General features: G+C 62.8%; 24 protein-coding genes and 1 tRNA gene. 13 read left to right on the top strand and 12 right to left on the bottom strand.

The genetic code is table 11. From position 1 onward, the window contains the following. Positions 1–73: 73 nt before the first annotated feature. The 4 genes from phaR to QOL82_RS05445 all read left to right on the top strand — a co-directional run bounded on the left by phaR (position 74) and on the right by QOL82_RS05445 (position 3,719). Positions 74–646: a polyhydroxyalkanoate synthesis repressor PhaR gene (gene phaR, locus QOL82_RS05460; RefSeq protein WP_283441223.1), complete on the top strand. Its 573-nt coding sequence runs from the start codon at positions 74–76 to the stop codon at positions 644–646. A gap of 73 nt (positions 647–719) precedes the next feature. Further along, entirely contained in the window at positions 720–2,084 is a 1,365-nt protein-coding gene (gene rimO / locus QOL82_RS05455) for a 30S ribosomal protein S12 methylthiotransferase RimO (RefSeq protein ID WP_283441222.1), read from the top strand. Between the two features lie 11 nt (positions 2,085–2,095). Then, positions 2,096–2,512, top strand: coding sequence for a hypothetical protein (locus QOL82_RS05450; protein WP_283441221.1), 417 nt, complete (start codon positions 2,096–2,098; stop codon positions 2,510–2,512). A 31-nt stretch (positions 2,513–2,543) separates the two neighbouring features. Further along, positions 2,544–3,719, top strand: coding sequence for a cystathionine beta-lyase (locus QOL82_RS05445; RefSeq protein ID WP_283441220.1), 1,176 nt, complete (start codon positions 2,544–2,546; stop codon positions 3,717–3,719). Between the two features lie 40 nt (positions 3,720–3,759). On the opposite strand, the gene QOL82_RS05440 is transcribed toward QOL82_RS05445, so the two are convergent. The 3 genes from QOL82_RS05440 to mfd are packed head-to-tail and all read right to left on the bottom strand — an operon-like array spanning position 3,760 to position 8,475. Next, positions 3,760–4,119: a DUF4870 family protein gene (locus QOL82_RS05440; RefSeq protein WP_430438439.1), complete on the bottom strand. Its 360-nt coding sequence runs from the start codon at positions 4,117–4,119 to the stop codon at positions 3,760–3,762. Positions 4,120–4,149: 30 nt separating this feature from the next. Next, on the bottom strand, positions 4,150–4,992 hold the full coding sequence (gene serB / locus QOL82_RS05435; RefSeq protein ID WP_283441219.1) for a phosphoserine phosphatase SerB: 843 nt from the start codon (positions 4,990–4,992) through the stop codon (positions 4,150–4,152). A gap of 27 nt (positions 4,993–5,019) precedes the next feature. Next, positions 5,020–8,475 carry a transcription-repair coupling factor gene (gene mfd, locus QOL82_RS05430; RefSeq protein ID WP_283441218.1) on the bottom strand — a complete coding sequence of 1,152 codons (3,456 nt, stop codon included), beginning with the start codon at positions 8,473–8,475 and terminating at the stop codon, positions 5,020–5,022. 150 nt (positions 8,476–8,625) lie between these two features. On the opposite strand from mfd, the gene ispD reads away from it, so the two are divergent. Both ispD and ispF read left to right on the top strand, forming a co-directional pair. Then, the gene (gene ispD / locus QOL82_RS05425; protein WP_283441217.1) at positions 8,626–9,342 is read left to right on the top strand and encodes a 2-C-methyl-D-erythritol 4-phosphate cytidylyltransferase; all 717 of its coding nucleotides are present in this window, start codon (positions 8,626–8,628) and stop codon (positions 9,340–9,342) included. Beyond that, positions 9,335–9,832, top strand: a complete 498-nt coding sequence (gene ispF / locus QOL82_RS05420) for a 2-C-methyl-D-erythritol 2,4-cyclodiphosphate synthase (RefSeq protein WP_283441216.1) — start codon at positions 9,335–9,337, stop codon at positions 9,830–9,832. The genes ispD and ispF overlap by 8 nt, the downstream gene beginning before the upstream one ends. A 6-nt stretch (positions 9,833–9,838) precedes the next feature. On the opposite strand, the gene QOL82_RS05415 is transcribed toward ispF, so the two are convergent. Continuing rightward, a complete protein-coding gene (locus tag QOL82_RS05415; RefSeq protein WP_283441215.1) occupies positions 9,839–11,188 on the bottom strand; it encodes a sensor histidine kinase in 1,350 nt (449 codons plus the stop codon). A 28-nt stretch (positions 11,189–11,216) separates the two neighbouring features. Continuing rightward, a complete protein-coding gene (gene ompR / locus QOL82_RS05410) occupies positions 11,217–11,981 on the bottom strand; it encodes an osmolarity response regulator transcription factor OmpR (protein ID WP_283441214.1) in 765 nt (254 codons plus the stop codon). Between the two features lie 161 nt (positions 11,982–12,142). Here ompR and QOL82_RS05405 point away from each other — a divergent pair, with 161 nt between their 5' ends. Then, complete coding sequence (locus tag QOL82_RS05405) at positions 12,143–12,430, top strand: hypothetical protein (protein WP_283441213.1); 288 nt, start codon at positions 12,143–12,145, stop codon at positions 12,428–12,430. Positions 12,431–12,439: 9 nt separating this feature from the next. Here QOL82_RS05405 and QOL82_RS05400 read toward each other — a convergent pair whose 3' ends face one another. The 3 genes from QOL82_RS05400 to QOL82_RS05390 are packed head-to-tail and all read right to left on the bottom strand — an operon-like array spanning position 12,440 to position 15,827. Further along, positions 12,440–12,787, bottom strand: coding sequence for a hypothetical protein (locus tag QOL82_RS05400; RefSeq protein WP_283441212.1), 348 nt, complete (start codon positions 12,785–12,787; stop codon positions 12,440–12,442). Next, positions 12,784–15,192 carry a putative bifunctional diguanylate cyclase/phosphodiesterase gene (locus QOL82_RS05395; protein ID WP_283441211.1) on the bottom strand — a complete coding sequence of 803 codons (2,409 nt, stop codon included), beginning with the start codon at positions 15,190–15,192 and terminating at the stop codon, positions 12,784–12,786. Before QOL82_RS05395 ends, QOL82_RS05400 begins: the two co-directional genes overlap by 4 nt. An 11-nt stretch (positions 15,193–15,203) precedes the next feature. Beyond that, positions 15,204–15,827 (bottom strand): methylamine utilization protein, encoded by a 624-nt coding sequence (locus tag QOL82_RS05390; RefSeq protein WP_283441210.1) that lies wholly within the window; start codon positions 15,825–15,827, stop codon positions 15,204–15,206. A gap of 209 nt (positions 15,828–16,036) precedes the next feature. Here QOL82_RS05390 and QOL82_RS05385 point away from each other — a divergent pair. Then, positions 16,037–16,113, top strand: a tRNA-Arg gene (locus QOL82_RS05385). A gap of 412 nt (positions 16,114–16,525) precedes the next feature. Here the strand turns inward: QOL82_RS05385 and QOL82_RS05380 are convergent. Both QOL82_RS05380 and QOL82_RS05375 read right to left on the bottom strand, forming a co-directional pair. After that, a complete protein-coding gene (locus QOL82_RS05380) occupies positions 16,526–16,753 on the bottom strand; it encodes a hypothetical protein (protein ID WP_283441209.1) in 228 nt (75 codons plus the stop codon). Between the two features lie 332 nt (positions 16,754–17,085). Further along, positions 17,086–17,376, bottom strand: a complete 291-nt coding sequence (locus tag QOL82_RS05375; protein ID WP_283441208.1) for a hypothetical protein — start codon at positions 17,374–17,376, stop codon at positions 17,086–17,088. A 177-nt stretch (positions 17,377–17,553) separates the two neighbouring features. Between QOL82_RS05375 and QOL82_RS05370 the strand changes: the two genes are divergently transcribed. Further along, complete coding sequence (locus QOL82_RS05370) at positions 17,554–17,895, top strand: hypothetical protein (protein WP_283441207.1); 342 nt, start codon at positions 17,554–17,556, stop codon at positions 17,893–17,895. Positions 17,896–18,011: 116 nt separating this feature from the next. Then, positions 18,012–18,896: a DMT family transporter gene (locus QOL82_RS05365; protein ID WP_283441206.1), complete on the top strand. Its 885-nt coding sequence runs from the start codon at positions 18,012–18,014 to the stop codon at positions 18,894–18,896. A gap of 22 nt (positions 18,897–18,918) precedes the next feature. On the opposite strand, the gene QOL82_RS05360 is transcribed toward QOL82_RS05365, so the two are convergent. Then, positions 18,919–19,695, bottom strand: a complete 777-nt coding sequence (locus QOL82_RS05360) for a flagellar brake protein (protein WP_283441205.1) — start codon at positions 19,693–19,695, stop codon at positions 18,919–18,921. Positions 19,696–20,085: 390 nt separating this feature from the next. Between QOL82_RS05360 and QOL82_RS05355 the strand changes: the two genes are divergently transcribed. After that, the gene (locus tag QOL82_RS05355) at positions 20,086–20,751 is read left to right on the top strand and encodes a response regulator (protein ID WP_283441204.1); all 666 of its coding nucleotides are present in this window, start codon (positions 20,086–20,088) and stop codon (positions 20,749–20,751) included. Next, a complete protein-coding gene (locus QOL82_RS29195) occupies positions 20,663–22,591 on the top strand; it encodes a sensor histidine kinase (RefSeq protein ID WP_346772285.1) in 1,929 nt (642 codons plus the stop codon). Before QOL82_RS05355 ends, QOL82_RS29195 begins: the two co-directional genes overlap by 89 nt. Positions 22,592–22,754: 163 nt before the next feature. Here QOL82_RS29195 and QOL82_RS05345 read toward each other — a convergent pair whose 3' ends face one another. Further along, positions 22,755–22,973 carry a cold-shock protein gene (locus tag QOL82_RS05345; RefSeq protein WP_283441203.1) on the bottom strand — a complete coding sequence of 73 codons (219 nt, stop codon included), beginning with the start codon at positions 22,971–22,973 and terminating at the stop codon, positions 22,755–22,757. Positions 22,974–23,305: 332 nt separating this feature from the next. On the opposite strand from QOL82_RS05345, the gene QOL82_RS05340 reads away from it, so the two are divergent. Continuing rightward, complete coding sequence (locus QOL82_RS05340; RefSeq protein WP_283441202.1) at positions 23,306–24,763, top strand: aldehyde dehydrogenase family protein; 1,458 nt, start codon at positions 23,306–23,308, stop codon at positions 24,761–24,763. Positions 24,764–24,806 lie beyond the last annotated feature (43 nt).

Below are 24,806 nucleotides of genomic sequence, written 5' to 3'. Positions count from 1 at the left end.
GCGTACCAGGCGCCCACCAACTTCCAGGCCGGAATCGAGCGTAGCGAGAGAGCGTATCAAAGTGAATTTTCAAATGAATAGTGCAAAGAAGCCGTCCGACCGGTTGATCAAGAAATACCCGAATCGCCGGCTGTACGACACCCAGACAAGTTCGTACATCACGCTGACGGACGTCAAGCAGCTTGTGCTGGCGAACGAGGAATTCACCGTGGTCGACGCCAAGAGCGAAGAGGACCTGACGCGCAGCATCCTGCTGCAGATCATCCTGGAGGAAGAGTCCAACGGCTCGCCGATGTTCTCCAGCGGCGCGCTTGCGCAGATCATCCGGTACTACGGCCATGCGATGCAGGGCATGATGGGTTCCTACCTGGAAAAGAATATCCAGGCCTTCATCGACATCCAGAACAAGCTGACGGAAAACTCGAAGGGACTGTACGAAGGCAAGCCGTTCAGCCCGGAGATGTGGACCCAGTTCATGAGCGTGCAGGGGCCGATGATGCAGGGCATGATGACCAACTACATCGAGCAGAGCAAGAGCCTGTTCATCCAGATGCAGGAGCAGATGCAGAACCAGACCAAGAACATGTTCGGCACCTTTCCGTTCGTGCCGCCGGCGACGCCGCCCGCCGACAAAAAGGACAAATAAGTCCGCAGCCGGAAGGCTGGCGGGGATGCAGGTACAATAGCGGCTTCGTTTTTCTCCGCCAGACCCCCATCCCATGTCTATCGTTTCCCCGCCGACGCCCAAGGTCGGCTTCGTTTCCCTTGGCTGCCCGAAGGCGCTGGTCGACTCCGAGCAGATCCTGACGCAGCTGCGCGCCGAAGGCTATGACACCGCGAAGTCCTATGACGGCGCGGACATCGTCATCGTCAATACCTGCGGCTTCATCGACGCCGCGGTGCAGGAGTCGCTCGACGCGATCGGCGAGGCAATCAGTGAAAACGGCCGCGTGATCGTCACCGGCTGCCTCGGCGCGAAGAAGGATGCGCAAGGCGACGACATCATCCAGAAGGTGCATCCGAAAGTGCTGGCCGTCACCGGGCCGCATGCGCTCGGCGAAGTGATGGATGCGGTTCACCTGCACCTGCCCAAGCCGCATGCGCCGTTCATCGACCTGGTGCCGGCGCAGGGCGTCAAGCTGACGCCGAAACACTATGCCTACCTGAAGATATCGGAAGGCTGCAACCATCGCTGCAGCTTCTGCATCATCCCGTCGATGCGCGGCGACCTGGTGTCGCGTCCCATCGCCGACGTGATGCTGGAAGCCGAGAACCTGTTCAAGGCCGGCGTGAAGGAGCTGCTGGTCATCTCGCAGGACACCAGCGCCTATGGCGTCGACGTGAAATTCCGCACCGGCTTCTGGAACGGCACGCCGGTCAAGACGCACATGACGCAGCTGGTCGGCGCGCTGGAGCAGCTGGCCCGGCAGTACGGCGCCTGGGTGCGCCTGCACTATGTCTATCCGTATCCGCACGTCGACCAGATCATCCCGATGATGAACGGCGGCCATGTCGTGCCTTATCTCGACGTGCCGCTGCAGCATGCGCATCCGGATGTGTTGAAGCGCATGAAGCGGCCGGCCAATGGCGAGAAAAACATCGAGCGCATCCGCGCATGGCGCGAGTTGTGCCCCGACATCACGATCCGCTCGACCTTCATCGCCGGCTTCCCCGGCGAGACCGAGGCGGAATTCCAGTACCTGCTGGATTTCCTCGAGGAAGCGCAGATCGACCGGCTGGGCTGTTTTGCGTATTCGCCGGTGGAAGGCGCGACCGCCAACGAAATCGCCGGCCAGCTTCCCGAGGAACTGCGCGAGGAGCGCCGCGGCCGCGTGATGCAGCTGCAGGAACGCATCTCCACCGCACGTCTGCAGCGCAAGGTCGGCAAGACCATACGGGTGCTGATCGACGCGGTGGACCGCACCGGCGGCGCGACCGGCCGTTCGGCCGCCGACGCGCCGGAAATCGATGGCGTGGTCCATATCAAGGCGCCGTACGAGCCGCACCTGAAGCTCAGGGTCGGCGAGTTCTACGACGTCACCGTCACCGCCGCGGACGCGCACGACCTGTGGGCGCGCGCATGATGCGGCGGCTGATGCTCCCGATCCTGGCGGCCATGCTGCTGGCCGGTCCGGCGCATGCGGCCGATGCGGCCGACGCGACGGCCGCTGCCGGCGGCATGTTCTCGCGGCCGGTCGTGCTGCGCGGCACGCTGGGCGACGCGCAGATCCAGATGAAGCTGCAGCCCAAGTCCGACCCGGCCGAAGGCATCGAGGGCGAATACATCGTGTTCGGCCGCAGCGGGCAGATCCTTCTGGCCGGCGAGACCGAATCGGGCGGCCTGCTGATGGAAGAGTCGGAGAACGGCACCGACGTGTCCGGCCAGTGGGAAGGGCAGCAGGATGGCGCAGCGGTGCGCGGCACCTGGCAGTCGGCGGACGGCTCGGTCAGCAAGCCCTTCGTGCTGACGCCGATGGATTCGGCCGCAAGCCCGGTGCGCAGCCAGCGTTAAAAACAAAGAAAAGTCATCGCGAGGAGAGGGCATGAGCAGCGACAAGTCATTGCAGACCCGGCTGATCCATTCCGACTACCGGGCGCCGGCCGGGTTCGACGCCTTTCCGCAGGCGATACATCACGCATCCACGGTCCTGTTCAGCAATGTCGCGGCGCTGCGCTCGCGCAACTGGCAGGACAAGACCGGCTATACCTACGGCCTGCATGGCACGCCCACCACGTTCACGCTGGAAGCCCGGCTTGCCGCGATCGAGCAGGGGACCCATTGCCTGCTCGCGCCGAGCGGCCTGGCGGCGATTGCGATGGTCGACCTCGCCTTGCTGAAAACCGGCGACGATGTGCTGCTGCCCGACAATGTCTACAACCCGAGCCGGGAACTGGGCAACTGGCTGAGCCGGGATTTCGGCATCAGCGCGCGCTATTACGACCCGATGGTCGGCGCCGGCATTGCCGCGCTGATGCAGCCGAACACCCGGCTGGTATGGACCGAGGCGCCGGGCTCGGTGTCGATGGAAGTGCCCGACATCCCCGCCATCTGCAAGGCCGCGCATGACGCCGGCGCGGTGGTCGCGATCGACAATACCTGGTCGGCCGGCATCGCCTTCGCGGCGTTCGACCATGGCGTCGATATCGCGATGCAGGCGCTCACCAAGTACCAGTCCGGCGGCTCCGACGTGCTGATGGGCGCGGTCATCACCCGCGACGAGTCGCTGCACCGGCGCATCGAGGCGGCGCATATGCGGCTGGGCTACGGCGTTGGCGCCGACGATGCCTACCTGGTGCTGCGTTCGCTGCCGACCATGAAGCTGCGCTTCGAAGCCCATGACCGCGGCGCACGGGAAGTCGCCGCGTGGCTGCAGGCACGGCCGGAGATTGCGCAGGTGCTGCACCCGGCGTTCGACGCCTGTCCCGGACATGCGCACTGGAAGCGCGACTTCACCGGCGCCGGCGGCCTGTTCTCGGTGATCTTCGACGAGCGTTACAGCGAGGCCCAGACCGACCGCTTCATCGACACCCTGAAGCTGTTCAAGATCGGCTATAGCTGGGGCGGCGCCAACAGCCTGTGCGTGCCGTACCGGATGCAGGGCATGCGACAGGGATGGGAATCGCACGGACAGCTGCTGCGGTTTAACATCGGGCTGGAAGAGCCGGCCGACCTGATTGCCGATATGGCGCAGGCGTTCGAGGCGCTGGCGCGGCGCTGAACGCCGGGCGAGGGCCGCCCGGCGCCTTGCCCTCGCTTGCTTATGCCGGCATCGGCTTGTTGTCGTTCAGCGCGAAGAAGCCGCGCAGAAGCCGGTACGCTTTCCACAACCAGGCCACGCCCCAGACGACAAAGGCCAGCGGGATGCCGACGACGGTGGCGAACAGCAGGCCGCCGAGCACGACCCAGACCACGTACCACCAGAACGAGCGGATCTGCCAGGTATGGTGGCTGTAGACGAACGTGCCGGCCGCGTCGTCGCGTTTCAGGTAGCTGATGATCAGCGGAATCCAGCCGAAGGCGCCCATCGAAAACACCAGGCTGGCCGCATGGAACAGGTAGAGCCACCAGGCCAGCGATTTGCGCGACTGCAAGTTCGAATCTAGAACCAGTTCCTGCATGATGTCCGGCCTCCGATGTTTTGCCTGGCCTTATTGCGCAAGCAGGGCCAAGATGCCATCCAAACCCGAAAAATTCAAGGCGGCATCTGCTTGCGCGCGCACAACGGGCTTGGCGCGGTAGGCCACCGACAGGCCGGCGACCGACATCATTTTCAGGTCATTCGCGCCGTCGCCCATCACGATTGCGCGCCTGGCCGGCACGCCGAGTTCGGCGCAGACGCGTTCGACGGTGCGCTTCTTTTCATCGGCGTCGACGATGCCGCCGACCACCTTGCCGGTCAGGCGGCCATTGGCGATTTCCAGCACGTTGGCATGGCTGTAGTCCAGGTCCAGGCGCTGCCTGACACGGTCGGTGAAGAAGGTGAAACCGCCCGAGACCAGCAGCGTCTTCACGCCGGCGGCGCGGGCAGCGGCGGCCAGGGCTTCCGCGCCCGGCGACAGGCGCAGCCGCTCGTCGTAGACCTTCTGCAGCGCCCCGGCGTCCAGCCCTTCGAGCAGCGCGACGCGCTGCGTCAGGCTGGCGGCGAAGTCCAGTTCGCCACGCATCGCCGCCTCGGTGATGGCCGCGACCTGCGGCTTCAGGCCCTGCATGTCGGCGATCTCGTCGATGCATTCGATCGTGATGACGGTCGAGTCCATGTCCATCGCCAGCAGGCTGAAGTCGGACAGCCGGAGGCCGGCTTCGATGAAGGTGGCGTCAATCTTGGCCTCCAGCGCGGCGGCGTCGATCTGCCCGCGCACTTCCGCGCTGTCGTCCACGCCGACGCAGCGCCATGCCAGCGCATGGATGGTTTCGATGCGCGCCGGCCGGGCCGGCGCCGCCAGTGCTTGTATGGTCGCCAGGTCGGCGCTGCCTTGGAGGATCAGGTTCATGAGCGTTACGTGAGATAGATGATGGTGTCAGCCGACCAGCGAGCGCAGCGTCGACTTCAGCTGCTGGACCCGGCTGGCAAGGTCAGGCATCGCGGCGGTGATGCGCAGCTTGTCCTGGCCATTGAGCTTGATATGGCGGTTCTTCTGGATCAGTTCGATGATGCGCATCGCGTCGACCGGCGGATTGGGCGCGAACTGCAGCAGCGCCGATTCGGCATGTGCATCGATCTTGACGATGCCCAGCGGCTTGGCCGCGACCCGCAGCCGGTGCGTCTCGATCAGCGCGCGCGCCGGGTCGGGCAGCTTGCCGAAGCGGTCGATCAGCTCCTCCTGCAGGTCGTCGATCGCCTCCGCGCTGTTGCAGTTGGCCAGCCGCTTGTACAGCGACAGCCTTTCATGCACGTCGCCGCAGAACTCGTTGGGCAGCAGCGCCGGCACATGCAGGTTGATCTCGGTGGTGGACGCCAGCGGCGCCGCCAGGTCCGGCTCCTTGCCGTTTTTCAGCGAGCGTACCGCCTCGTTGAGCATGTCCGAATACATTTGGAAGCCGATTTCTATCATCTCGCCCGACTGGTTCTCGCCCAGCACCTCGCCGGCGCCGCGGATCTCGAGGTCATGCATCGCCAGGTAGAAGCCGCTGCCCAGTTCTTCCATCTGCTGGATCGCGTCCAGCCGGCGCTGGGCCAGCTTGGTCAGGCTCTGCACGTCATTGACCAGCAGGTAGGCATAGGCCTGGTGATGCGAGCGTCCGACGCGGCCGCGCAGCTGGTGCAGCTGCGCCAGGCCGAACTTGTCGGCGCGGTGCATGACGATGGTGTTCGCGGTCGGCACGTCGATGCCGGTCTCGATGATGGTAGTGCACAGCAGGATGTTGAAGCGCTGCGCGACGAAGTCGCGCATCACCTTTTCCAGGTCGCGCTCATGCATCTGGCCGTGCGCGACCGCGATGCGGGCTTCCGGCATCAGCGCTTCCAGCGCCGCCTTGCGGTTCTGGATGGTCTCGACTTCGTTGTGCAGGAAGTACACCTGGCCACCGCGCTTCAGTTCGCGCAGGCAGGCTTCGCGGATCACGCCCTCGGACTCGCTGCGCACGAAGGTCTTGATCGCCAGCCGCTTCTGCGGCGCGGTCGCGATGATGGAGAAGTCGCGCAGTCCTTCCAGCGCCATGCCCAGCGTGCGCGGGATCGGCGTGGCGGTCAGCGTCAGCACGTCGACCTCGGCCCGCAGCGCCTTCAGCGCTTCCTTCTGGCGCACGCCGAACCGGTGTTCCTCGTCGATGATCACCAGCCCCAGCCGCGAAAACTTGATGTCGTCGGAGAGCAGCTTGTGGGTGCCGATCACGATGTCCAGCGTGCCTTCGGCCATGCCCTTGATCGCCTGGCCGATTTCCTTCGTGCTGCGGAAGCGGGACAGTTCGGCGATCTTCACCGGCCAGTCGGCGAAGCGGTCGGCGAAGGTCTGCGCATGCTGCTCGGCCAGCAGCGTGGTCGGCGCAAGGATGGCCACCTGCTTGCCGCCCATGACGGCGATGAAGGCCGCGCGCAGCGCCACCTCGGTCTTGCCGAAGCCGACGTCGCCGCAGATCAGCCTGTCCATCGGCTTGCCGCTGGTCATGTCCGCGGTCACTGCATTGATCGCGGCCGCCTGGTCCGGCGTTTCCTCGAAGCCGAAGCTTTCTGCGAAGGCCACGTAGTCATGCGCCGAATAGGCGAATGCATGGCCCTGGCGCAGCGCGCGCCGCGCATACAGGTTCAGCAACTCGGCCGCGGTGTCGCGCACCTGCTGCGCGGCCCGGCGCTTGGCCTTGTCCCACTGGCCCGAGCCGAGCGCATGCAGCGGCGCATCTTCCGGCGACGCGCCCGAGTAGCGCGAGATCACGTGCAGCTGCGACACCGGCACATAGAGCTTGGTGTCCTTCGCATACTCGAGGTGCAGGAACTCGGTCTCGCCTTCGCCGAGGTCCATGTTGATCAGGCCCATGTAGCGGCCTATGCCATGGTTGACATGGACCACCGGGTCGCCGATCTTCAGCTCGGACAGGTCGCGCACCATCGCTTCGACCTGGGTCGCGCCTTCCTGGCGGCGGTGCCCGACGCGGCGACCGGAACCCGCATACAGCTCGGTCTCGGTGATGAACGCGTAGGGGCTGCCGTCGACCAGCAGCTCGAAGCCGGCCTGCAGCGGCGCCACGCCCAGCATCAGCCGGGCCGAGGCGGTCGCGAAATCCTGGTAGCCGTCGCATAGCGCGAGCGGCAGGCCGTACTCGCTGAAATACTGCTGCAGCGTCTCGCGCCGCCCGCTGGTCTCGGCGCAGATCAGCACGCGCTTGTCGGTGCGGTCGAGGTAGGCGCGCATGTTGGCCAGCGGGTCGTCCATCCGGCGGTTCACCGCCAGGTTCGGCAGCGGCGCAGACAGCGCCGACGGTTCGTCGTCGGTCTGCAGCGTGATGCGGGCATGCGGCTTGGCCAGCGTGAAGAATTCCTCGCTGGAGAGGAACAGCGTCTGCGGCTCCAGCAGCGGACGTTCGCGATCGCTCTTCAGGAAGCGGTAGCGCGACTGCGTGTCATTCCAGAAGCGCGAGATCGACGCATCGATGTCGCCCATCAGCGCAATGGTGGCATCCGCCGGAAGGTAGTCGAACAGCGTGGCCGTCTCTTCGAAGAACAGCGGCAGGTAGTACTCGATGCCGGCCGATGCAATGCCGTTGCCGATGTCCTTGTAGATCGCCGAGCGCGTCGGGTCGCCTTCGAACACCTCGCGCCAGCGGCCGCGGAACGCGGTGCGGGCGCCATCGTCCATCGGAAACTCGCGGCCCGGCAGCAGGCGCACCTCGCGCACCGGGTACAGCGAGCGCTGGGTGTCGGCGTCGAAGGTGCGGATGGTCTCGATGGTGTCGCCGAACAGGTCGATCCGGTAGGGCAGCGCGGAGCCCATCGGGAACAGGTCGATCAGGCCGCCGCGCACCGAGTATTCGCCGGGCGACATGACCTGGCTCACATGGGTATAGCCGGCCAGCGTGAGCTGCGTCTTCAGCCGGGTCTCGTCCAGCGTCTCGCCCTGCTTGAAGAAGAACGTGTAGGCCGCGAGGAAGGAGGGCGGCGCCAGCCGCGTCAGCGCGGTCGTCGCCGGCACGATCAGCACATCGCACTGGCCGTTCTGGATTTCATACAGCGTGGCGAGCCGTTCCGAGACCAGGTCCTGGTGCGGCGAGAATGCGTCATAGGGCAGCGTCTCCCAGTCGGGCAGAAGGTGGCAGCGCAGCGCGCTGCTTTCCGCTGCGTCGTCGCCGCGGAACCACGGGATCTCGTTGAGCAGCCGCTGCGCGTCGCCGGCATTGGCGACCACCACGGCAAGCATCTGCTTCCGGGTCTTGAGCTGGAGGCCGGCTTGCGCCAGCAGGAAGGCGTCGGAGGATCCATGCGCAGAGGGAACCGCAAATCGTGCGCCAGGCTTGGGAAGAAATCTGTTGAGGTCAAATGACATCGGAACGCGGTATCGGGAAGGCCAGGTGAAGAGAACGGAAAGGGGGCGGCATGCTGCCGATTTGACAGTAAAATGCGAGCTGCGATTATAAACCAAGCAACTTGATTCGATTTTCGATTGCCGCAAGCCGCGGCGTCCCACGCGCAGACCATGCTTCCACCCCGTTACTTTGCCCTGATCCCCGCCGCCGGCGTCGGCGCGCGCATGGGCGCCGCCTTTCCGAAACAATATGCGAGCCTGGCCGGCAAGGCGATGCTGCGCCATGTGCTCGATACCTTCGCCGCGCATCAGGCGATCACGCATACCTTTGCCGTGGTCAGCGGCGACGATGGCTATATCGACGACACGATCCGTGACGACGCGACGAGCGCCGGCCCGGCGCTGGCCGGACGCGTGACCGTCGTGCGCGACGGCGGCGACACGCGGCGGCAGTCGGTGCTCAACGGCCTGCTGGCGATGCGTCCGCAGCTTGCCGACGATGACTGGGTGCTGGTGCATGACGCCGCGCGCCCCGGCCTGAGCGCAGCGCTGGTCGACCGCCTCATCGCCGCCGTGCGCGACGACGAGGTCGGCGGCCTGCTGGCGCTGCCGGTGGTCGACACCCTCAAGCGCGGCGACAGCGAGCAGCGCGCCTGCGCCACCGTGCCGCGCGTGGGCCTGTGGGCCGCGCAGACGCCGCAGATGTTCCGCTATGGCTTGCTGAAGAAGGCGCTCGAGGCTGCCGCCGATGTCACCGACGAGGCCGGCGCCGTCGAAGCGATGGGGCTGTTCCCGCGGCTGGTGCCCGGCAGCGTACGCAACATGAAGGTCACGCTGCCGGGAGACCTGGCGCTGGCCGAACTCTACCTGAAGGAATGCAATGACTGACCAGCCTCCGTTTCGCATCGGCCAGGGCTACGACTGCCATGCGCTGGTTGCCGGCCGCAAGCTCATCATCGGCGGCGTCGAGATACCGCATCCGACCGGCCTGCTCGGGCACTCGGACGCCGACGTGCTGCTGCACGCGATCACCGACGCGCTGCTGGGCGCGGCCAGCCTGGGCGACATAGGACGGCACTTTCCGGACACGGCGACCGAGTTCGCCGGCGCGGATTCGCGCCGGCTGCTGCGCGAGGCGATGCGGCGGGTCGCCGAGGCAGGCTACCTGGTCGGCAACGTCGACGCCACCATCATCGCGCAGGCGCCGAAGATGGCGCCGCACATCGCGCAGATGGCGGCCAATATCGCGGCGGACCTCGGGATAGCGGCCGGCCAGGTCAACGTGAAGGCGAAGACCAACGAGCGGCTCGGTTACCTCGGGCGCGAGGAAGGCATCGCGGCCGAAGCGGTTGCGCTGCTGTACCGCAGGCCTGCCTGAGCGGCTTTAAAGCGGCGATGCGATGGCGAAGGTGATGCGCGCCATCAGCCCGCCATCCGGCCGGTTGAAGACCCGCAGGCCGGCGCCATGGCGCTGTACGACCCGTTCGACGATGGCCAGGCCGAGCCCGGCGCCATTGGCCTGGCTGCGCGCGCTGTCGAGGCGCGTGAACGGGCGCAGCAGCTGGTCCAGCGCCTCTTCCGGCACGCCGCTGCCATGGTCGCCGACCTCGAGCACAGCGCGGTCGCCCTCGCGCCAGCAGCGGATGTCGATGTCGGTGCGCGCGGTGCCCGGCGTCCTGCCGTAGCGGCGCGCATTCTCGATCAGGTTGTTGATGACGCGCCTGAGGTCGACCGCGCTGCCGTTGACCTCGATGCCGCTGGTCACATCGGAAAACACCTGCACGTCCGGCAGCCGCGCCGCCTCGCGCCCGATGTCGGTCACGAGCGCGGACAGGTCGACCCGCTGCTGCACCTCGCTGCCGGCGGGCCGGGCGTAGTCCAGGAACTGGCCGATGATGGCGTCCATCTGCGCCAGGTCGGACTGCATGCCGCGGCGCGCATCGTCATTGAGCTTGGCCATCTCGACTTCCAGCAGCATCCGCGAAATCGGCGTGCGCAGGTCGTGCGAAATGCCGGCCAGGATCAGCGTCCGGTCGGATTCGACGCGGTTCAGGTCCACCACCATCTGGTTGAAGCTGCTGTTGGCTTCGCGGATCTCGGTCGGCCCGCGTTCCGGCAGCGGCGCCGGCTCCTGACCGCGGCCGATCGCGCGCGCCGCCTGGGTCAGGCGGGCCAGCGGCAGGTTGATCAGCCGGCTGATGAAGGCCGCGCCGACCAGCGACAGCAGCAGCGTGACCGCGGCCCAGCCCAGCCACTGCCGGCCCGACGTGCGCTCGATGCGCTCCCGGTCCAGCATCAGCCAGTAGTCGTCATCGTCGATCGTGAAGCTGATCCAGAAGCCGGGGATGTCGTTCACGGTGCCGGCGAAGCGGGTCTCGATGCCGAGCCGCGAGCGTACCACCGACTGGATCAGCGGCATCAGCGTGGTGTCCTCGGGCGGCGTCACCTTGTCGCTGGCCTCGCGTGGATAGACCCGTATGCCTTCGTTGCTGGCGAGGTCGAACAGCAGTTCGCGGCGCGACGCCGGCGCCGAGTGGAGCAGGGCGGAACGGGTGATGGTGACGATGGACACGACCTGCGCCGCGATCTGGTCGGCGCGGGGCGTGCGTTCGACGATGCGTATGCTCACCACCCATGCCGCCATGCTGACGGCGATCAGGAAGGCGAGCAGGAAGAAAGTGCGCCAGTAAAGCCCGCTGGTCATCCAGGCGAAGCGGGCGGACCTGGCTAGCATGCGGATACGGCGCCCGGCAGTCTGATCCTCAACGCGGCTGTCCTTCCGGGATGAACACGTAGCCCAGCCCCCAGACCGTCTGGATGTACAGCGGATTGGACGGGTCGGGCTCGATCAGCTTGCGCAACCGCGAGATCTGCACGTCGAGGCTGCGGTCGAACACCTCGTACTCGCGGCCGCGGGCCAGCTCCATCAGCTTTTCGCGTGACAGCGGCTGCCGTGCGTGGCGCGCAAACACCTTCAGCACCGAGAACTCGCCGGTCGTCAGCGCCACATTCTGGCCGCTCTTCTTCAATGTGCGGGTGCCGAGGTCAAGCACGAAGTCGCCGAAGATGAAGGTCTGCGGCGTCTCCGAAGGCGCGCCCGGCGCCTCCTCGGGAGCGCGTCGCCGCAGCACCGCGCTGATGCGGGCCACCAGTTCGCGCGGGTTGAACGGCTTGGGCAGGTAATCGTCCGCGCCCATTTCCAGGCCGACGATGCGGTCGACATCCTCGCCCTTGGCGGTGAGCATGATGATGGGCGTCTGGTCGCCAGCGCCGCGCAGCCTGCGGCAGATCGACAGGCCGTCCTCGCCCGGCAGCATCAGGTCCAGCACCAGCAGGTCGTAGCGTTCGCGCAGCCAGAGCTTGTTCATCGCCTGCGCGTTTTCCGCGGTGATCACGTTGAATCCCTGCTCGGCGAGGTAGCGCCGCAGCAGGTCGCGCAGCCGTATGTCGTCATCCACCACGAGGATCTTGGCCTGGTGCGTGGGCGTCGGGTTGGTCTGCATACCGGAAAGGTTTGTCGTATTCATTTGTCTATGGTAACGTCAGGCGCGCGTCGAAGTGAGGATGTTTTCTGCAGGCATTACAAAGTGTTACATACTTTACCGGATCCTGTTTCGGAGATCCGGCAAACGGGCATACACTTTGATTCATGACGAAAGCGCCGGCGTCTGACATTCCGAAAGAAATCATGATGAAGAAAATAACAGGAAGACTCTGTCTCGCCCTGCTGACGTTGGTTTGCGCCGCACAGGGCTTTGCCCAGCAGCGCGACGCGAACAGCGACCAGCGCAACAATCCCGCCCAGCAGCAGTCCGCTCAGCCCGACCCGCGTGCCCAGCAGCGGCAGGAGGCTGACCGCGCCGCGCGTGGCCAGGCCGAAGGCGCACGCCAGGGCAAGCTTTCCCCCGAAGAGCGCCAGGCGCTGCGCCGGCAGATCGACGAAGCTGGCCACGACATTTATCGCACGCGCCGTTAGCCCCGGGCGTCAATTCTTCCATGGCCGCGACGCTTCCCACTTCTTCCACGCGTTCGACGCGGCCACGCATTCCGGCAAATCATAGTACATACCGCGGATGGCTGCGCCGCGCGCGCCGCTGAACGTGTCGCCGTAGGTGCTCACTTCAAGCGCACAATCGCGCTGTTTGTTTCCCAGGTAACGCTGTTCCTGTTCGCATTGGCGCGCAAGTTCTTCGCGTATCGGCGCCAGCTTGGCCTTGCGCGCGTCCTCGCATTTCTGGTCCATGCGGCGCAGCTGTTCCTCGTCGGGGTCGGCTGCCGCCCAGGCGGCGAAGGCTGCCGCGCACAGCAGGATGCCGGTACACCATCGTTTCATGCGTCTTCTCCCACCTCGATTGCCATTGCATGGCCGGCGCCCGCATCGGATCCCGCCTGCCTGCGGGCGGTATTTCCCACGGTCCAGCGCCGGGTCCATGCGCTGAATTCATTGGCTGGAATCGGCCGGCTCATCAGGTAGCCCTGTCCGCTGTGGCATCCCATCTGCGCCAGCAGCTCCCAGGCCTTGTCGCTTTCGATGCCTTCGGCGACGACCCGCAGGCCGAGGTTGCGGCCCAGGTCGACGGTCGAGCGGACGATCTTTGCATCGTTGGCATCGTGCTCCATATTCATCACGAAGGATTTGTCGATCTTCAACTCGTCGACCGGCAATTGCTTCAGGTAGGCGAGCGACGAGTAGCCGGTGCCGAAATCGTCGATCGACAGTTCCGCTCCCAGCGCATGCAGGCTTTCCAGCGTGTTCTGCGCCCGCACCGGGTCATCCATGATGGCGCTCTCGGTGATCTCGAGGCAAAAGGAGGCGGCGCTGACCTTGTGACGGAACATGATCTCCGAAAACTTGGCCGCCAGGTCCTGGTCCATCAGGTCCCGCGCCGATATGTTGACCGACAGCTTCGGATACATGCCTTCGGCGGCCAGCGCGCTGCATAGCGCCGCGGCGCGGTCCAGCATCCACAAGGTGATCACGCGGATGAAGCCCGTCTTTTCCGAGAAGGCGATGAACTGGTCCGGGAATATCATGCCCCGCTGCGGATGCACCCAGCGCACCAGCGCTTCCAGCCCGGTGACCTCGCCGGTGAGCAGCGACAGCTTGGGCTGCACGTAGAGTTTCAGTTCGTTGCGGTCGACCGCGCGCCGCAGTTCGCCGAGCAGGGACAGGCTCTGCTGGCTGCTCTCGTCGGTGGCCGCGTCATACACGACGGCCTGGTTGCCGCTGCGCTTGGCCACATGCATGGCTACCTCGGCCCGGCTGAGCAGGGACTCGGGGTCGCCGCCATGCTGCGGATAACCGGCGATGCCGATGCCTGCGCCCAGGTCGACCGCCTGGTCGTCGAGCACTATGGGCACTTCCAGCAACTTGAGGATGCGCAGCGCGACCTGCTGGGCGTCCTCAAGCGTCACGTCGACCAGCAGGATGGCAAATTCATCGCCGCCCAGCCTGGCGATATTGGCCGGGTCGGCGCCGGAATCGGTCACCAGCCGCTGTGCGACGCTGCGCAGCAGCGCGTCGCCGAAGCTCTGGCCGAGCACGTCATTGACATTCTTGAAGCGGTCGAGGTCCATCATCAGGATATGACAGCTTCCAGCGCCCTCTATGGCCTGACGCAGCTTGCGGGCAAAGTGCGCGCGGTTGGGAAGGTCGGTCAGCGAATCCCAGTAGGCAAGCTTGTGGATCTCGGCCTCGCGCTTGGCGATGCCGCTGCGCATGACGCCGAAGGCCCTCGAAAGTTCGGCAATTTCCTCACCGCCGCCAGTCGGTATCGGTCCATCGTAGTCGCCGGCGCCGAAGCGCCGCGCCGTGCTCGTCAGCTCGCGCAGGGGTTCGGTAATGCGCCTTGCCGTGACGATGCCGATAAATGCGGCGATTGCGATGCCCGCAGCGGTCAGGATCAGCAGGGTCATCTGCAGCGCCCGGTAAGGCGCGATCGCGGCGTCGACCGAGCGCTGCAGGACCACCACTGCCGTTTGCGCGTCCCCGATCGCCAGTTCGCCCAGCAGGCCGGCGTATTGGTCGTCCGCTATGCTGATGTCGATCGTGGCGCGCCGAAGCGTGCTGCGGCCGTCGAGCGCGGAGGTCAGCGTCGCAATCGCATTCGGCGCCAGCGTGGTGGCGCTGGCAGTCCATGCGCCGCCGGCCGACCCTACCAGGAATGAAGTCTCCAGCGAAGAGAGCGCCAGCATGTCGGCGGCGAGGCGCTGGTCCATTGGAAAGGCCATCACGACCCAGCCCACGACCACCGGCGCTTTCACCGGCACGACGACGATCTGGAACGGCCCGTTTTCGATGATGCCGGTGCCGACCGCGCTGCCATCCCTTTCCGCGGCATCGACGAGCTGCAGTATCCGGCGGCGCGCCGGGTCGGACAATGCATGGCTGCTGTCGACCCGGAAGCCGCGGTCAGCATTGACCATGACGGTGAAGGATGCGCCGATGCGCCCGCCATGGTTCGTCAGCGCCGAGGTGATTGTCTCGTCGTCGCCGCTGGCAATGGCCGAAAGGAAGCCGTAATCCTTCGCCAGCAGTTGCGCGCCCTGGGTCAGCATATCCGCGTTTTGCTTGAGCAGCCGCCTGAATACCCGCTCGCCGACCACCAGTTCGTCCGCAATCACAGCGCGGCCATTCCTGCTGATTGCGTTTTGTATGACCATGAAACCGGCAAGCTGGACCAGCAGCAGCAATATCAGCAGCAGCGCAGCAATCCGTCGTTCCAGGGTCTTGAACATGTACGGCCTTCTCAGTGGCTGCCGCCCGCGGCCTTGATGTTAAGCACAAGATTCGCCGTCATGTCATTCTTTGCGACCGAGAGGTCGGTTTCGACTGGCGCGGCAGGGGAGGGAAGCTGATAGTGCCAGGCCTTCAACCGGTATTTGCCCGGCCCGAGGTCGGCAATGCTGACCTTGCCTGTCTGATCGGTCTTGCCGAAGTGCGGCGTGCCTACGACCTGGATATAGGCCACCATCTGGTCATGGATATTGCAGCCGATGACGACCGTGCCAGGCTTGTCGAACAGGATAGGCGTGCCGGGCGTGCCGGAATACAGCTTGAGTTCGAACGGCTTGGCGGGAGAAAACGAATAGACGTGGTGGCGAACCGTGTCGTTGTTCGGGAAGCTGATCTCGGTGCCGGTTTGCACGACCGTCATCAGCGGCATGAACTTCCGGCTCTTCTGCTCGATCTCCGCGGTCTTGGGTCGACCGCCGGAGGGAGGCGTCACGGGCTCGGCATAGACGGCAGCATCCTGTATCGGGTTGCCGGCAGCATCGGCTACCTTCACGCTGATCGTTGCAGCGCTGGCCGACCCGATAAACGCCGCCAGGATGGTCAGGCCGGAGGCGAATTGGCGGAAGCGAAATGTCATAAAGTCGGTTTCTTGCATATAGCGAATGGCAGGCGCGCCGGTAGCTCGAGCAAAATAGTTGTTAATGGGAAATATTTGGATGAATGTATCACAGCTCGTGCGATCAACGCTACAACATTTGCTTGCTAATAGGCAATTTAGTGATGGCGATCATCTGTCAGACCGGTGCCTGTACCGACGCAATTATCGCTGCTATAATTCGACCCCTCGCGGCTGTAGCTCAGCTGGATAGAGTACTTGGCTACGAACCAAGGGGTCGTGGGTTCGATTCCTGCCAGCCGCACCACTTCTTCAACCTGAAGCCCATGCAAGCAGTTTCTTGCATGGGCTTCGGCGTTTCTCGGGATGACGTTGCCCGGACCGATGACGATTTTTGATCAAGAAGTCGTGCGTTTGTATTTGGCCACCAAATTATTGCTGTTCAGGACAGTCTGCCGGGGCCGCGCATTCCCGACTCTCCGATCAAGCAAGGCTGAGGACGAGCGGATTCACTTGCCCGATTTCTAGCGGCATTCCAAACGACTTCCAGGATAACCCCTGCCAGTTTTAGTGCCTTGGACCGCCACTCGCCAGATCCACGCGCACGAAGGGCAGCGCGGTCAGCATCCGCAGGTGGCGAGGACGTTTCGGTTCCGGTCGTGCAGCGGTGGGGATGTTGCAGTTGAGGCGCGCCAGAAAACCAGCGCGGGGCCGCCCTGCTAATGCGCTGCCCTTGCGATCACTGGCGGCTCTTGCGGCTTGCCTTTTGGTGCTTCCCTTGCCTCCACTTTGTGAAAGGCCGGTGCGCCAGGTCTCGGAGGAGGATGTTCCATCGTCATGAAGATGGCAATCAGGATGAAGAGAACGACGATCAGGAAGTCGATTTTCTGTGCGCGCAGCCTCTTGGCGCGTCGATAGGAATCGAGGTCGTGTTTGTTCAAACTCATATAATTACACCATGGAAACTCTTTGTTTCACTTGGTCGATTTTACACCTCCGTAGTTAAACAGAGGTTTGCCTCAAGTACGGGCCAGGCCTAGACGAATACCAAGAATGCCACCATTGCCCAAAATCCACCAAGGGCAGCAATCAGCCATAACAATGGCGCATTGACTTCCCGCCGTTCTCGCCTGTGATTCGGGTGCCAAATATTGTGCGTTTTCAATCCTGTCTCCTGCGCTGAATGTTTTAGTTAATGGACAACATCGGTCAACATCCGTGACAACCTGGAAAAACTATTTTTCGTTTCCTGATAGGACTTCCGGAAACGCAATTTGGTTCATTCGTGGATCGGCTGAGCATGCGCAACCCGCAAAGGTTCTTTTGGGAATAGCATTTGATTAATACTTTTATTCTTTGGGAGATTGCTTGTGAGTAAAAATTCGGAAACGACGCCTGATCCGGACTTCAGTCCGTCAATACAGAACGAACCGGATCCGGCCGCGCCTGCCGAGAAGCCGGCAGTCCCGGCGCCAGTGGTGCCGGATGACGAAGAGCTACCGGTCCCGCCCATTTTTCCAACCGCATAAGCACGCTTTGGCGCCGGAAAAATGAAGCGGACGATACCCATGTCATTTGGGCATATGCCGGGAAATAACTGTTCCCCAGTCGCCGAGGCGCTGACACATTACTTCATTTATTCCTACACAGATACAAGGGTCTGTCCTATATGACTTAATTGTTCTGGGGCATAAGATATTTCCATATTATTCGCCCTTGCATGCGAATCGACTTATTGGAGGTGCTTATGCCGCTTCAAATGGCTTTTGGAATTACCGTCCGCGATGTTCGTGCAGTTCTCGCCAAATATTCCGACAAAATTGTCCGCACGGCCGAAATGTCCGATGAAGCGCTGGCCGCGTCTATTTATTACTCTTTTTCCGAGGAAGAAATGGACGATATCGCATTGGCAGCAATGGATGCATTTCTCGACGACAAGCCGGAAGTGGATGGCGCGCATCGCGAAATCAGAAAACTGCTGATCCGTCGCGGCGTGCTGGATGTTTCCCGCAGGGCGCCTGCATCGCATGCCACCCCGAGGAAGTCGACCGTCAAGACAAGCGACGCAATTTCGGCGGCGGTGCACTGAAAATTGCCGATCGGCCGCTATCCCGGGCCTGAGGGCATTTTGCAGGGATAAGCAGGCAACCAGGTTTTACCCCCAATGCCGGGGAGAAAGGGTTGTCCTGCGTTATCATTGAGGGAATGAGCAACAAGAATCCCTCGGCAGCGATCATGATGATCGTCGCCTCCACCCTTCTTTTTTCCGCAATGGATGCCGCCACCAAGTATCTTGGCGGTTTCCTTTCCGTTGTCTTCGTTCTCTGGACTCGATATACCCTTCAGGCGGCCATGATGGCAGCCGTGGTGCTCAATGCCCGCGGGGTATCCGGATTCCGCACAGCGCATCCCCGCTTCCAGGCGCTCAGAGGATTGCTGCTGGCAACGATCAGCGTGCTCGCCTTCTTCAGCATGCGCCAGATGCCGCTCGCTGAATTTACCGCCATCATCATGCTTTCCCCAGTGCTGATCACCGCCTGCTCCGGCTGGCTGCTGAACGAGCGAATAGGGCGTCTGCGGTGGCTGCTGGTCTGGAGCGGGTTTCTTGGAACGATCATCGTGATCCGGCCGGGCAGTGGGCTTTTCGGTTGGGTCGTCATCGTTCCCTTGCTGGCAATGGTCGTCTCCAGTGCCTACAGCCTGATCACCAGCCGGCTTGCCGTGCTGGAAAATCCGTACACGACGCAGTTTTACAGCGGCTTCATAGGAAGCGCGCTACTGCTTCCGTTAATGCTGCTCGAACGCGATGAGTTGCTGTCGTTTATTGCAAGCGCCGATGTCGGCAAGGCAAGCCTGCTGCTGCTGATCGGGGTGCTCGGCACGGTCGGCCATCTGCTTCTGATCATGGCATTCAGCAAGGCCGGCACGTCGTCGCTGATGCCTTTTACCTATGCGCAGATCGGTTTTGCCGCATTGATGAGCTGGCTGTTTTTCAGCCACGCGCCGGATTTCTGGGCCTGGGTCGGCATGGCGATGATCGCGGCGAGCGGTGGCGCCACGGCCTGGCTCAGCATTCGCCGGAAGACATGAGGGCGCACGCCGCCGCCCGGGCTTAATTGCGCTCGACTTCCGCCTGGTGAAAGTAGGCCGACAGCACCAGCCTGTCGTGGGTGGACAGGTCGACGAATTCGTAGCCGTGCTTGCATCCGCCGCCGTTTTCCACAGGGATGATGGAGCGCAGGATGGTGCAGATATCCATGAACACGGTCTCGCCGACCGCATTGATCTTGAATTTGATCCTGCCGCGTTGCCCGACCTCGCCAAACGGATGCTTGATGCTGGCTGAAGCGCCGCCGAGACTCATGTCGTTGATCATGGCGGCAGTGCTGTCCTGCTGCCCGTCGAGCGACACGGCCGCAATGACGTTGACCGTGATCCGTGCCCGGTGGCGGATTGTCGCGCAGCCGAGTTCCTTGGGATAGGACAGGTGCAGGTAGGGATGCGGCGAATGCACGGACTTGACGACGAACGCGCTGAATGCGTACGCTTTCTTGCCCGAAAATGCGCGAACGACGAACATCTGGCCGTCGCGTATCAGCACATACTTGTCGTCGACAATAGGCATGGTGACCAGGACGGTCCGGTTCTTGATGAAGCCAATGAAGCGCGCCGTGTATCTTGCCGAACTGCCTTGCTGGTGCAGGAAGAACGTCTCGCCAACCTGCCAGCGCACATCGTCCATCATCACGCGCTCGGTCTGGCTTTCGCTTGCCTCGGCCGCTGCGCCCTGTTCGGCTGACTTCGTTGCCGGCCCGCCCGTGTCCGCCTGGGCACGGACGTTATCTTCGCCAGTCCTGCGGAAATACCCGCCGCTCAGTAATGTCTCCAATTGTTCCGCCGATTCGATCACGAATCCCTGAGACAGAAGCAGTTCGCCGCCCGCTGAATAAATCGAGTGGGGAAGTGCCTTGCCGACCGAGATAAGATGCGCTGGAACCGGCGTCAGAGAGTTATGTTGCATTTTTTTGCTGTGAAAATGGTGGAGATACGGGGACTTTTGAAATGTGCTGATCCATTCCAGCCTATTATCGACATTCGCCGGGATTTCTTGAAATACGCAATGCAAATCCAGAGGAAAAAGAGCGAGTGGGCAACAGTTACCGAACAAAGTTTACCCTAAATAACATGCTGAATAATTGTTTATCGGATACACTTTCCACGCCCCCCGTCGATGCGGAATCCGGCGTGTGTTCAGTCCGTCGCTGTTTTATGAATCTCTATGCCGATTTCCGTTGCAATTATTGAAGACCAGCCTGTCGTTCTCGCCCATTTCGCAGAAATCATCAATGCCGATCCAGGCCTGACATTGCTGGCGACAGCGACGAATGGCAGGGAGGGCCGGGAGCTGATCCAGAATGTCGATGCCGACATTTATCTCGTGGATCTCGGGCTGCCCGATTTCAGCGGCCTGGATTTGCTCCCGGAGATCGCCCGCGACAGGCCATCGGCCAATGCGATGGTGATCAGCATTTTCGACGACGACAAGAATGTGATCGCGGCAATCCAGGCTGGCGCCACCGGCTACCTGTTGAAAGACAGCGACAGACGCGACGTTGGCGAGGCATTGCGCGAGCTGCATGCCGGCGGTTCGCCCTTAAGCCCACGCATTGCGAAAAAAGTGCTGACCCTGTTCCGGGACAGCTACGTCGCGCCGGACCTGAGTCCACCTCGGCATGCCGCTGAGAAGGAACTGCTGACCGAGCGGGAAACCGAGGTTCTGCGGCAGTTGGCGACCGGCCTGGCATTTCGCGAGATTGCCGGAGCACTCGAGATCTCGAGCCATACAGTCGCGCAGCATGTCAGGAATATCTACAAGAAGCTGGCAGTTCGCTCACGCGGGAAGGCGGTTTATGAGGCAACCAAGCTGGGCCTGCTCCGTAAATAGCCTCATCCTGGCAGTTGTCCGGTCCATGGTGCTGCTGGTTGCCGGCTTATTCGTCCAATTGGACGCAGTTGCCGCGCAGTCGCTTCTGAGGCTCGACAATGCCGATTTCGCTGTGTCGGAGTCGTCAGTGCTTCCCGCCGAATCCCCGCTCTGGCGCAGCACGGTTTTGCCCCACCGGTCGGATCGCCCGGTCGGCCAGGACCTGACCGGCTACTGGTACCGGCTGACGTTCGATGCGCAGGACATCAGCCAGCCGCTGTGGCTGCTGTTTCCAAAGCTGCGCAGCGGTGGCTCGGTTTACGTCAACGGACTACTGGTCGGCAAGATCAGCGAAGCCGATGCCGCCACCCAACGGCGGTGGTTCCGCCCCTTCATGTTCATTGCCCCGCCAGTGGCGCTGCGCCCGGTCGGGAATGAGATACGGGTGCATTTCAGGATACGCGAGCCCCTGACGAGCTTCGGCGAAGTCCTGATCGGCCCCGAACAGTCAATACGGTCGATGTACGATCGCCTGCTGTTCTGGGAAAACACGGTCACCGAAGTGGCGGGCATCCTCTGCCTGATCGTTGGCGCTCTCACGATGCTTATCTGGGTGCGGCGACGACACGAATCGCTCTATGGCATCTTTAGCGCCTGTGCGCTGTTCTGGGGAGTCAGGACCCTGGTTTTTCGCATGCCCGAAGTGACGATGGATCACTGGGTCGCCTGGCGTTTCACGTACTACTTCACGACGGCTGGATTCATTGTCTTCATCACCCTTTTCCTGCTGCGCCTGAGCCAGTGCGTGAAGCCGGTCATCGAACGGTTTTTGGTGGCTTACTGGTTCGGCGGATGCGCAGTGTTTCTCGCCATCGGCGTGGCTGCCCGTCCAGCCATGGACGCCTGGTGGACGCTGGGATTTTTACCCTTCAATTTCTATTCGGTGCTTGTGCTGCTGCTGTATGCACGCCGCACCCGGACACCATCTGCGCTTGCGATGCTGGCGGCAATTGTGTTTGCATTCGCGCTTGCGCTGCATGATTTTGCTGTCCAGCATGGCCTGTTTGGCCTGGAAGAATTCTACCTGCTGCATCTCGGGATACCGGCGTTCCTGCTGGTGATGGCCTTGATCCTGCTGGAGCGCTTCCTGAAGACGCTCGAACTCGCGGATTCGATGCAGGACCAGCTGGCCGCCCGCCTGGCGGACCGCGAACGTGAATTGCTGAGGAGCCACGAGCGGCTGCGCAAGCTGGAGCGGCTCAATGCAATTGCAGGGGAGCGGCAGCGCATCATGGAAAACCTGCATGACGGCGTCGGCGCCCAACTGATCACTTCGCTTATGCTGGTAAAGGGCGGCAGGGCGGGCCAGAGCGACATGATCAATCTGCTCCAGGATTGCATCGATGAAATGCGCATCTCGCTCGATTCGCTGGCTACGGAAGACGATGACCTGCTTTCGATGCTTGAAAATTTCCGGGCCAGGATATCGCCGCGCTTCAGCGCAATCGGGCTGAAACTCCAGTGGACCGACAACACACTGCCTGACTCGGCAAGCATCCCGCCGCAATGCAGCCTGCAGATATTGCGTGTGCTGCAGGAAGCGCTCGCCAATATCCTCAAGCATGCGCAGGCGGCTAACGTTCTGGTGAGTGTTGGCATGGAAGGCGAATCGCTGGTGATCAGCGTGAAGGATGACGGCGTCGGCATCGATCCGTCCATTGCCGTCAAGGGACACGGCATCGGCAACATGCGCAATCGCGCCGAGAGGATAGGCGGATCGTTTGCGATCTCTGGCAGCGACAGCGGCACCACGGTCAGGCTGTCCGTCCCGCTGTCAACGCCTACCCAGATGGTCGATTAACGAACCGGCAACCGGCCCGCATCCGCACCGCTTTCATGTGAGCGCAAAAATCCAGGCATCGGCGTGGCGATTTCTACGGTCGCCTGCAACGACTGATTGGGTTCATTGCCTGAACTGGAACCCGGCGCATGGTTCAGCTTGCGCCGGGGTGCGCCAGCTGGCGCTAGGTCTGGATCGACTGGGCGGCCAGGATATTCGCCGCCTGTTTCCCCTTGGCGCCCTGGATGGGATCGAAGTCGACCCGCTGGCCTTCCTTCAGGGTCTTGAAACCCGGCATCTGTATTGCTGAATAGTGAACAAAAAGGTCTTCACCGCCGCCGTCAGGGGTAATGAACCCGAACCCTTTGGAATCGTTAAACCATTTCACAGTACCTGTTGCCATAGCTGATTTCCCAGTCCGATTTTTTCAAAAGAGCCCGTCGCATCCTGTGCCGCAACCGTGCGGCTCGGGCTCGCCCATGGTCCCGGTGGTTACAATGCCGTTACCAATAGTTACAGATTGTTGACTTGAAACTTTGCAGTGGTCAAGCATTTTTTTGCGGAATAGGGCAGCTTTCCCCCGGTGGGACGATAGCCGGATTGGAAGTGGATTTTCGAAGCATGCAGTGAACTGGGTTGTGCGCCTGCCAGCCATGAAATGGACAAAATGCTAGTATGCTGCTCCCGATATTCGGACCACGGCGCTCAGGCCGGGATTGTTAAGGAGACATTGCAATGCAAAAACGGGACAAGCTGTATATCGGTGGCAAATGGGTCGATTCGGCAGGCGCCGGCTCCATAGACGTGATCAATGCGTCGACCGAGGAAGTGATGGGTTCGATCCCCGAGGGGAATGAAGCGGATGTGGACGCCGCGGTTGCAGCAGCCCGGTCCGCCTTCGATAGCTGGAGCCGGCAGGATGTCGCAGTCCGCAGCGACTACCTGCGCAAGATACAGGCGGGCCTTCAGGCGCGCGCCGCGGAGTTCGCGGAAACCATCACCGGCGAAGTCGGCATGCCGCTCAAGATGTCGGCGCAAATCCAGGTAGGATCGCCGATCGCGAACTTCGGTTATTACGCCCAGCTCGCCGAAAAATTCCAGTGGGAAGAGCAGGCTGGCCATTCCCGCGTGGTCCGCGAGGCAGTTGGCGTCGTGGCCTGCATCACGCCGTGGAATTATCCGCTGCATCAGATCGCAGCCAAGGTCGCCGCTGCGCTGGCTGCCGGATGCACCGTCGTCCTCAAGCCGTCGGAAGTCGCTCCATTGAATGCGTTCATGCTGGCTGAAGTGATCGATGCCGCAGGCGTTCCGCCTGGCGTATTCAACCTCGTCAGCGGTCCCGGCGGCGTCGTCGGTGAAGCGCTGGTCAGGCATCCGGATGTCGACATGGTTTCCTTCACGGGTTCCACGCGCGCCGGAAAGCGCATCTCGGAAGTTGCCGCCGCCACGGTCAAGCGGGTGGCGTTGGAACTCGGCGGCAAGTCCGCCGCAGTAATTCTGGACGACGCCGACCTGGCGGCAGCCGTCAAGGGCACGGTCGGCGCGTGTTTCCTCAACAGCGGCCAGACCTGCTCCGCTCACACCCGGCTGCTCGTGCCGGAAGACCGCTACGAGGAAGCGGCAAAAATCGCCGTCGACGCGGCAGCACGCTTTACCGTCGGCGACCCTTACGGCGGCACGGCCCGACTCGGACCGCTGATCTCTGAAAGCCAGCGCGAGCGGGTTCGCGACTACATCCGCAAAGGCATCGAATCCGGCGCCGAACTCCTCTGCGGCGGCCCGGATCAACCGGCCGATTTGCCGCGCGGCTATTTTGTCCAGCCGACGGTGTTCGGGCGCGTCGATCCGAATAGCGTGATCGCACAGGAGGAAATTTTTGGACCGGTGCTCTCGATCATCGTCTACAAGGACGTCGACGAGGCAGTGCAGATCGCAAACAACACGCTGTACGGGCTTGCGGGCGCAGTCTGGGCCGGCAGCGACGAGCGGGCAGTCTCCGTTGCCCGTCGGCTGCGGACCGGGCAGGTCGACATCAATGGTGGCGGATTCAACCTCTTCGCGCCGTTTGGCGGCTACAAGCAATCCGGCCACGGACGCGAAATGGGTCACTATGGGCTGGAGGAATTCCTCGAACTCAAGTCGATGCAGTTCAAGCCTGGCGTGGTCGCCGGCGTACCCAAAGCGCCTTACTGACATCGGGGAGTCCAGGTTTGTCGAGCGAATTGCTTCCGTGGTG

Origin of the sequence: Noviherbaspirillum suwonense (assembly GCF_900182955.1) — a bacterium.
Taxonomy (GTDB): domain Bacteria; phylum Pseudomonadota; class Gammaproteobacteria; order Burkholderiales; family Burkholderiaceae_D; genus Noviherbaspirillum_A; species Noviherbaspirillum_A suwonense.
This window is presented reverse-complemented; position numbering and strand designations above follow the sequence as displayed.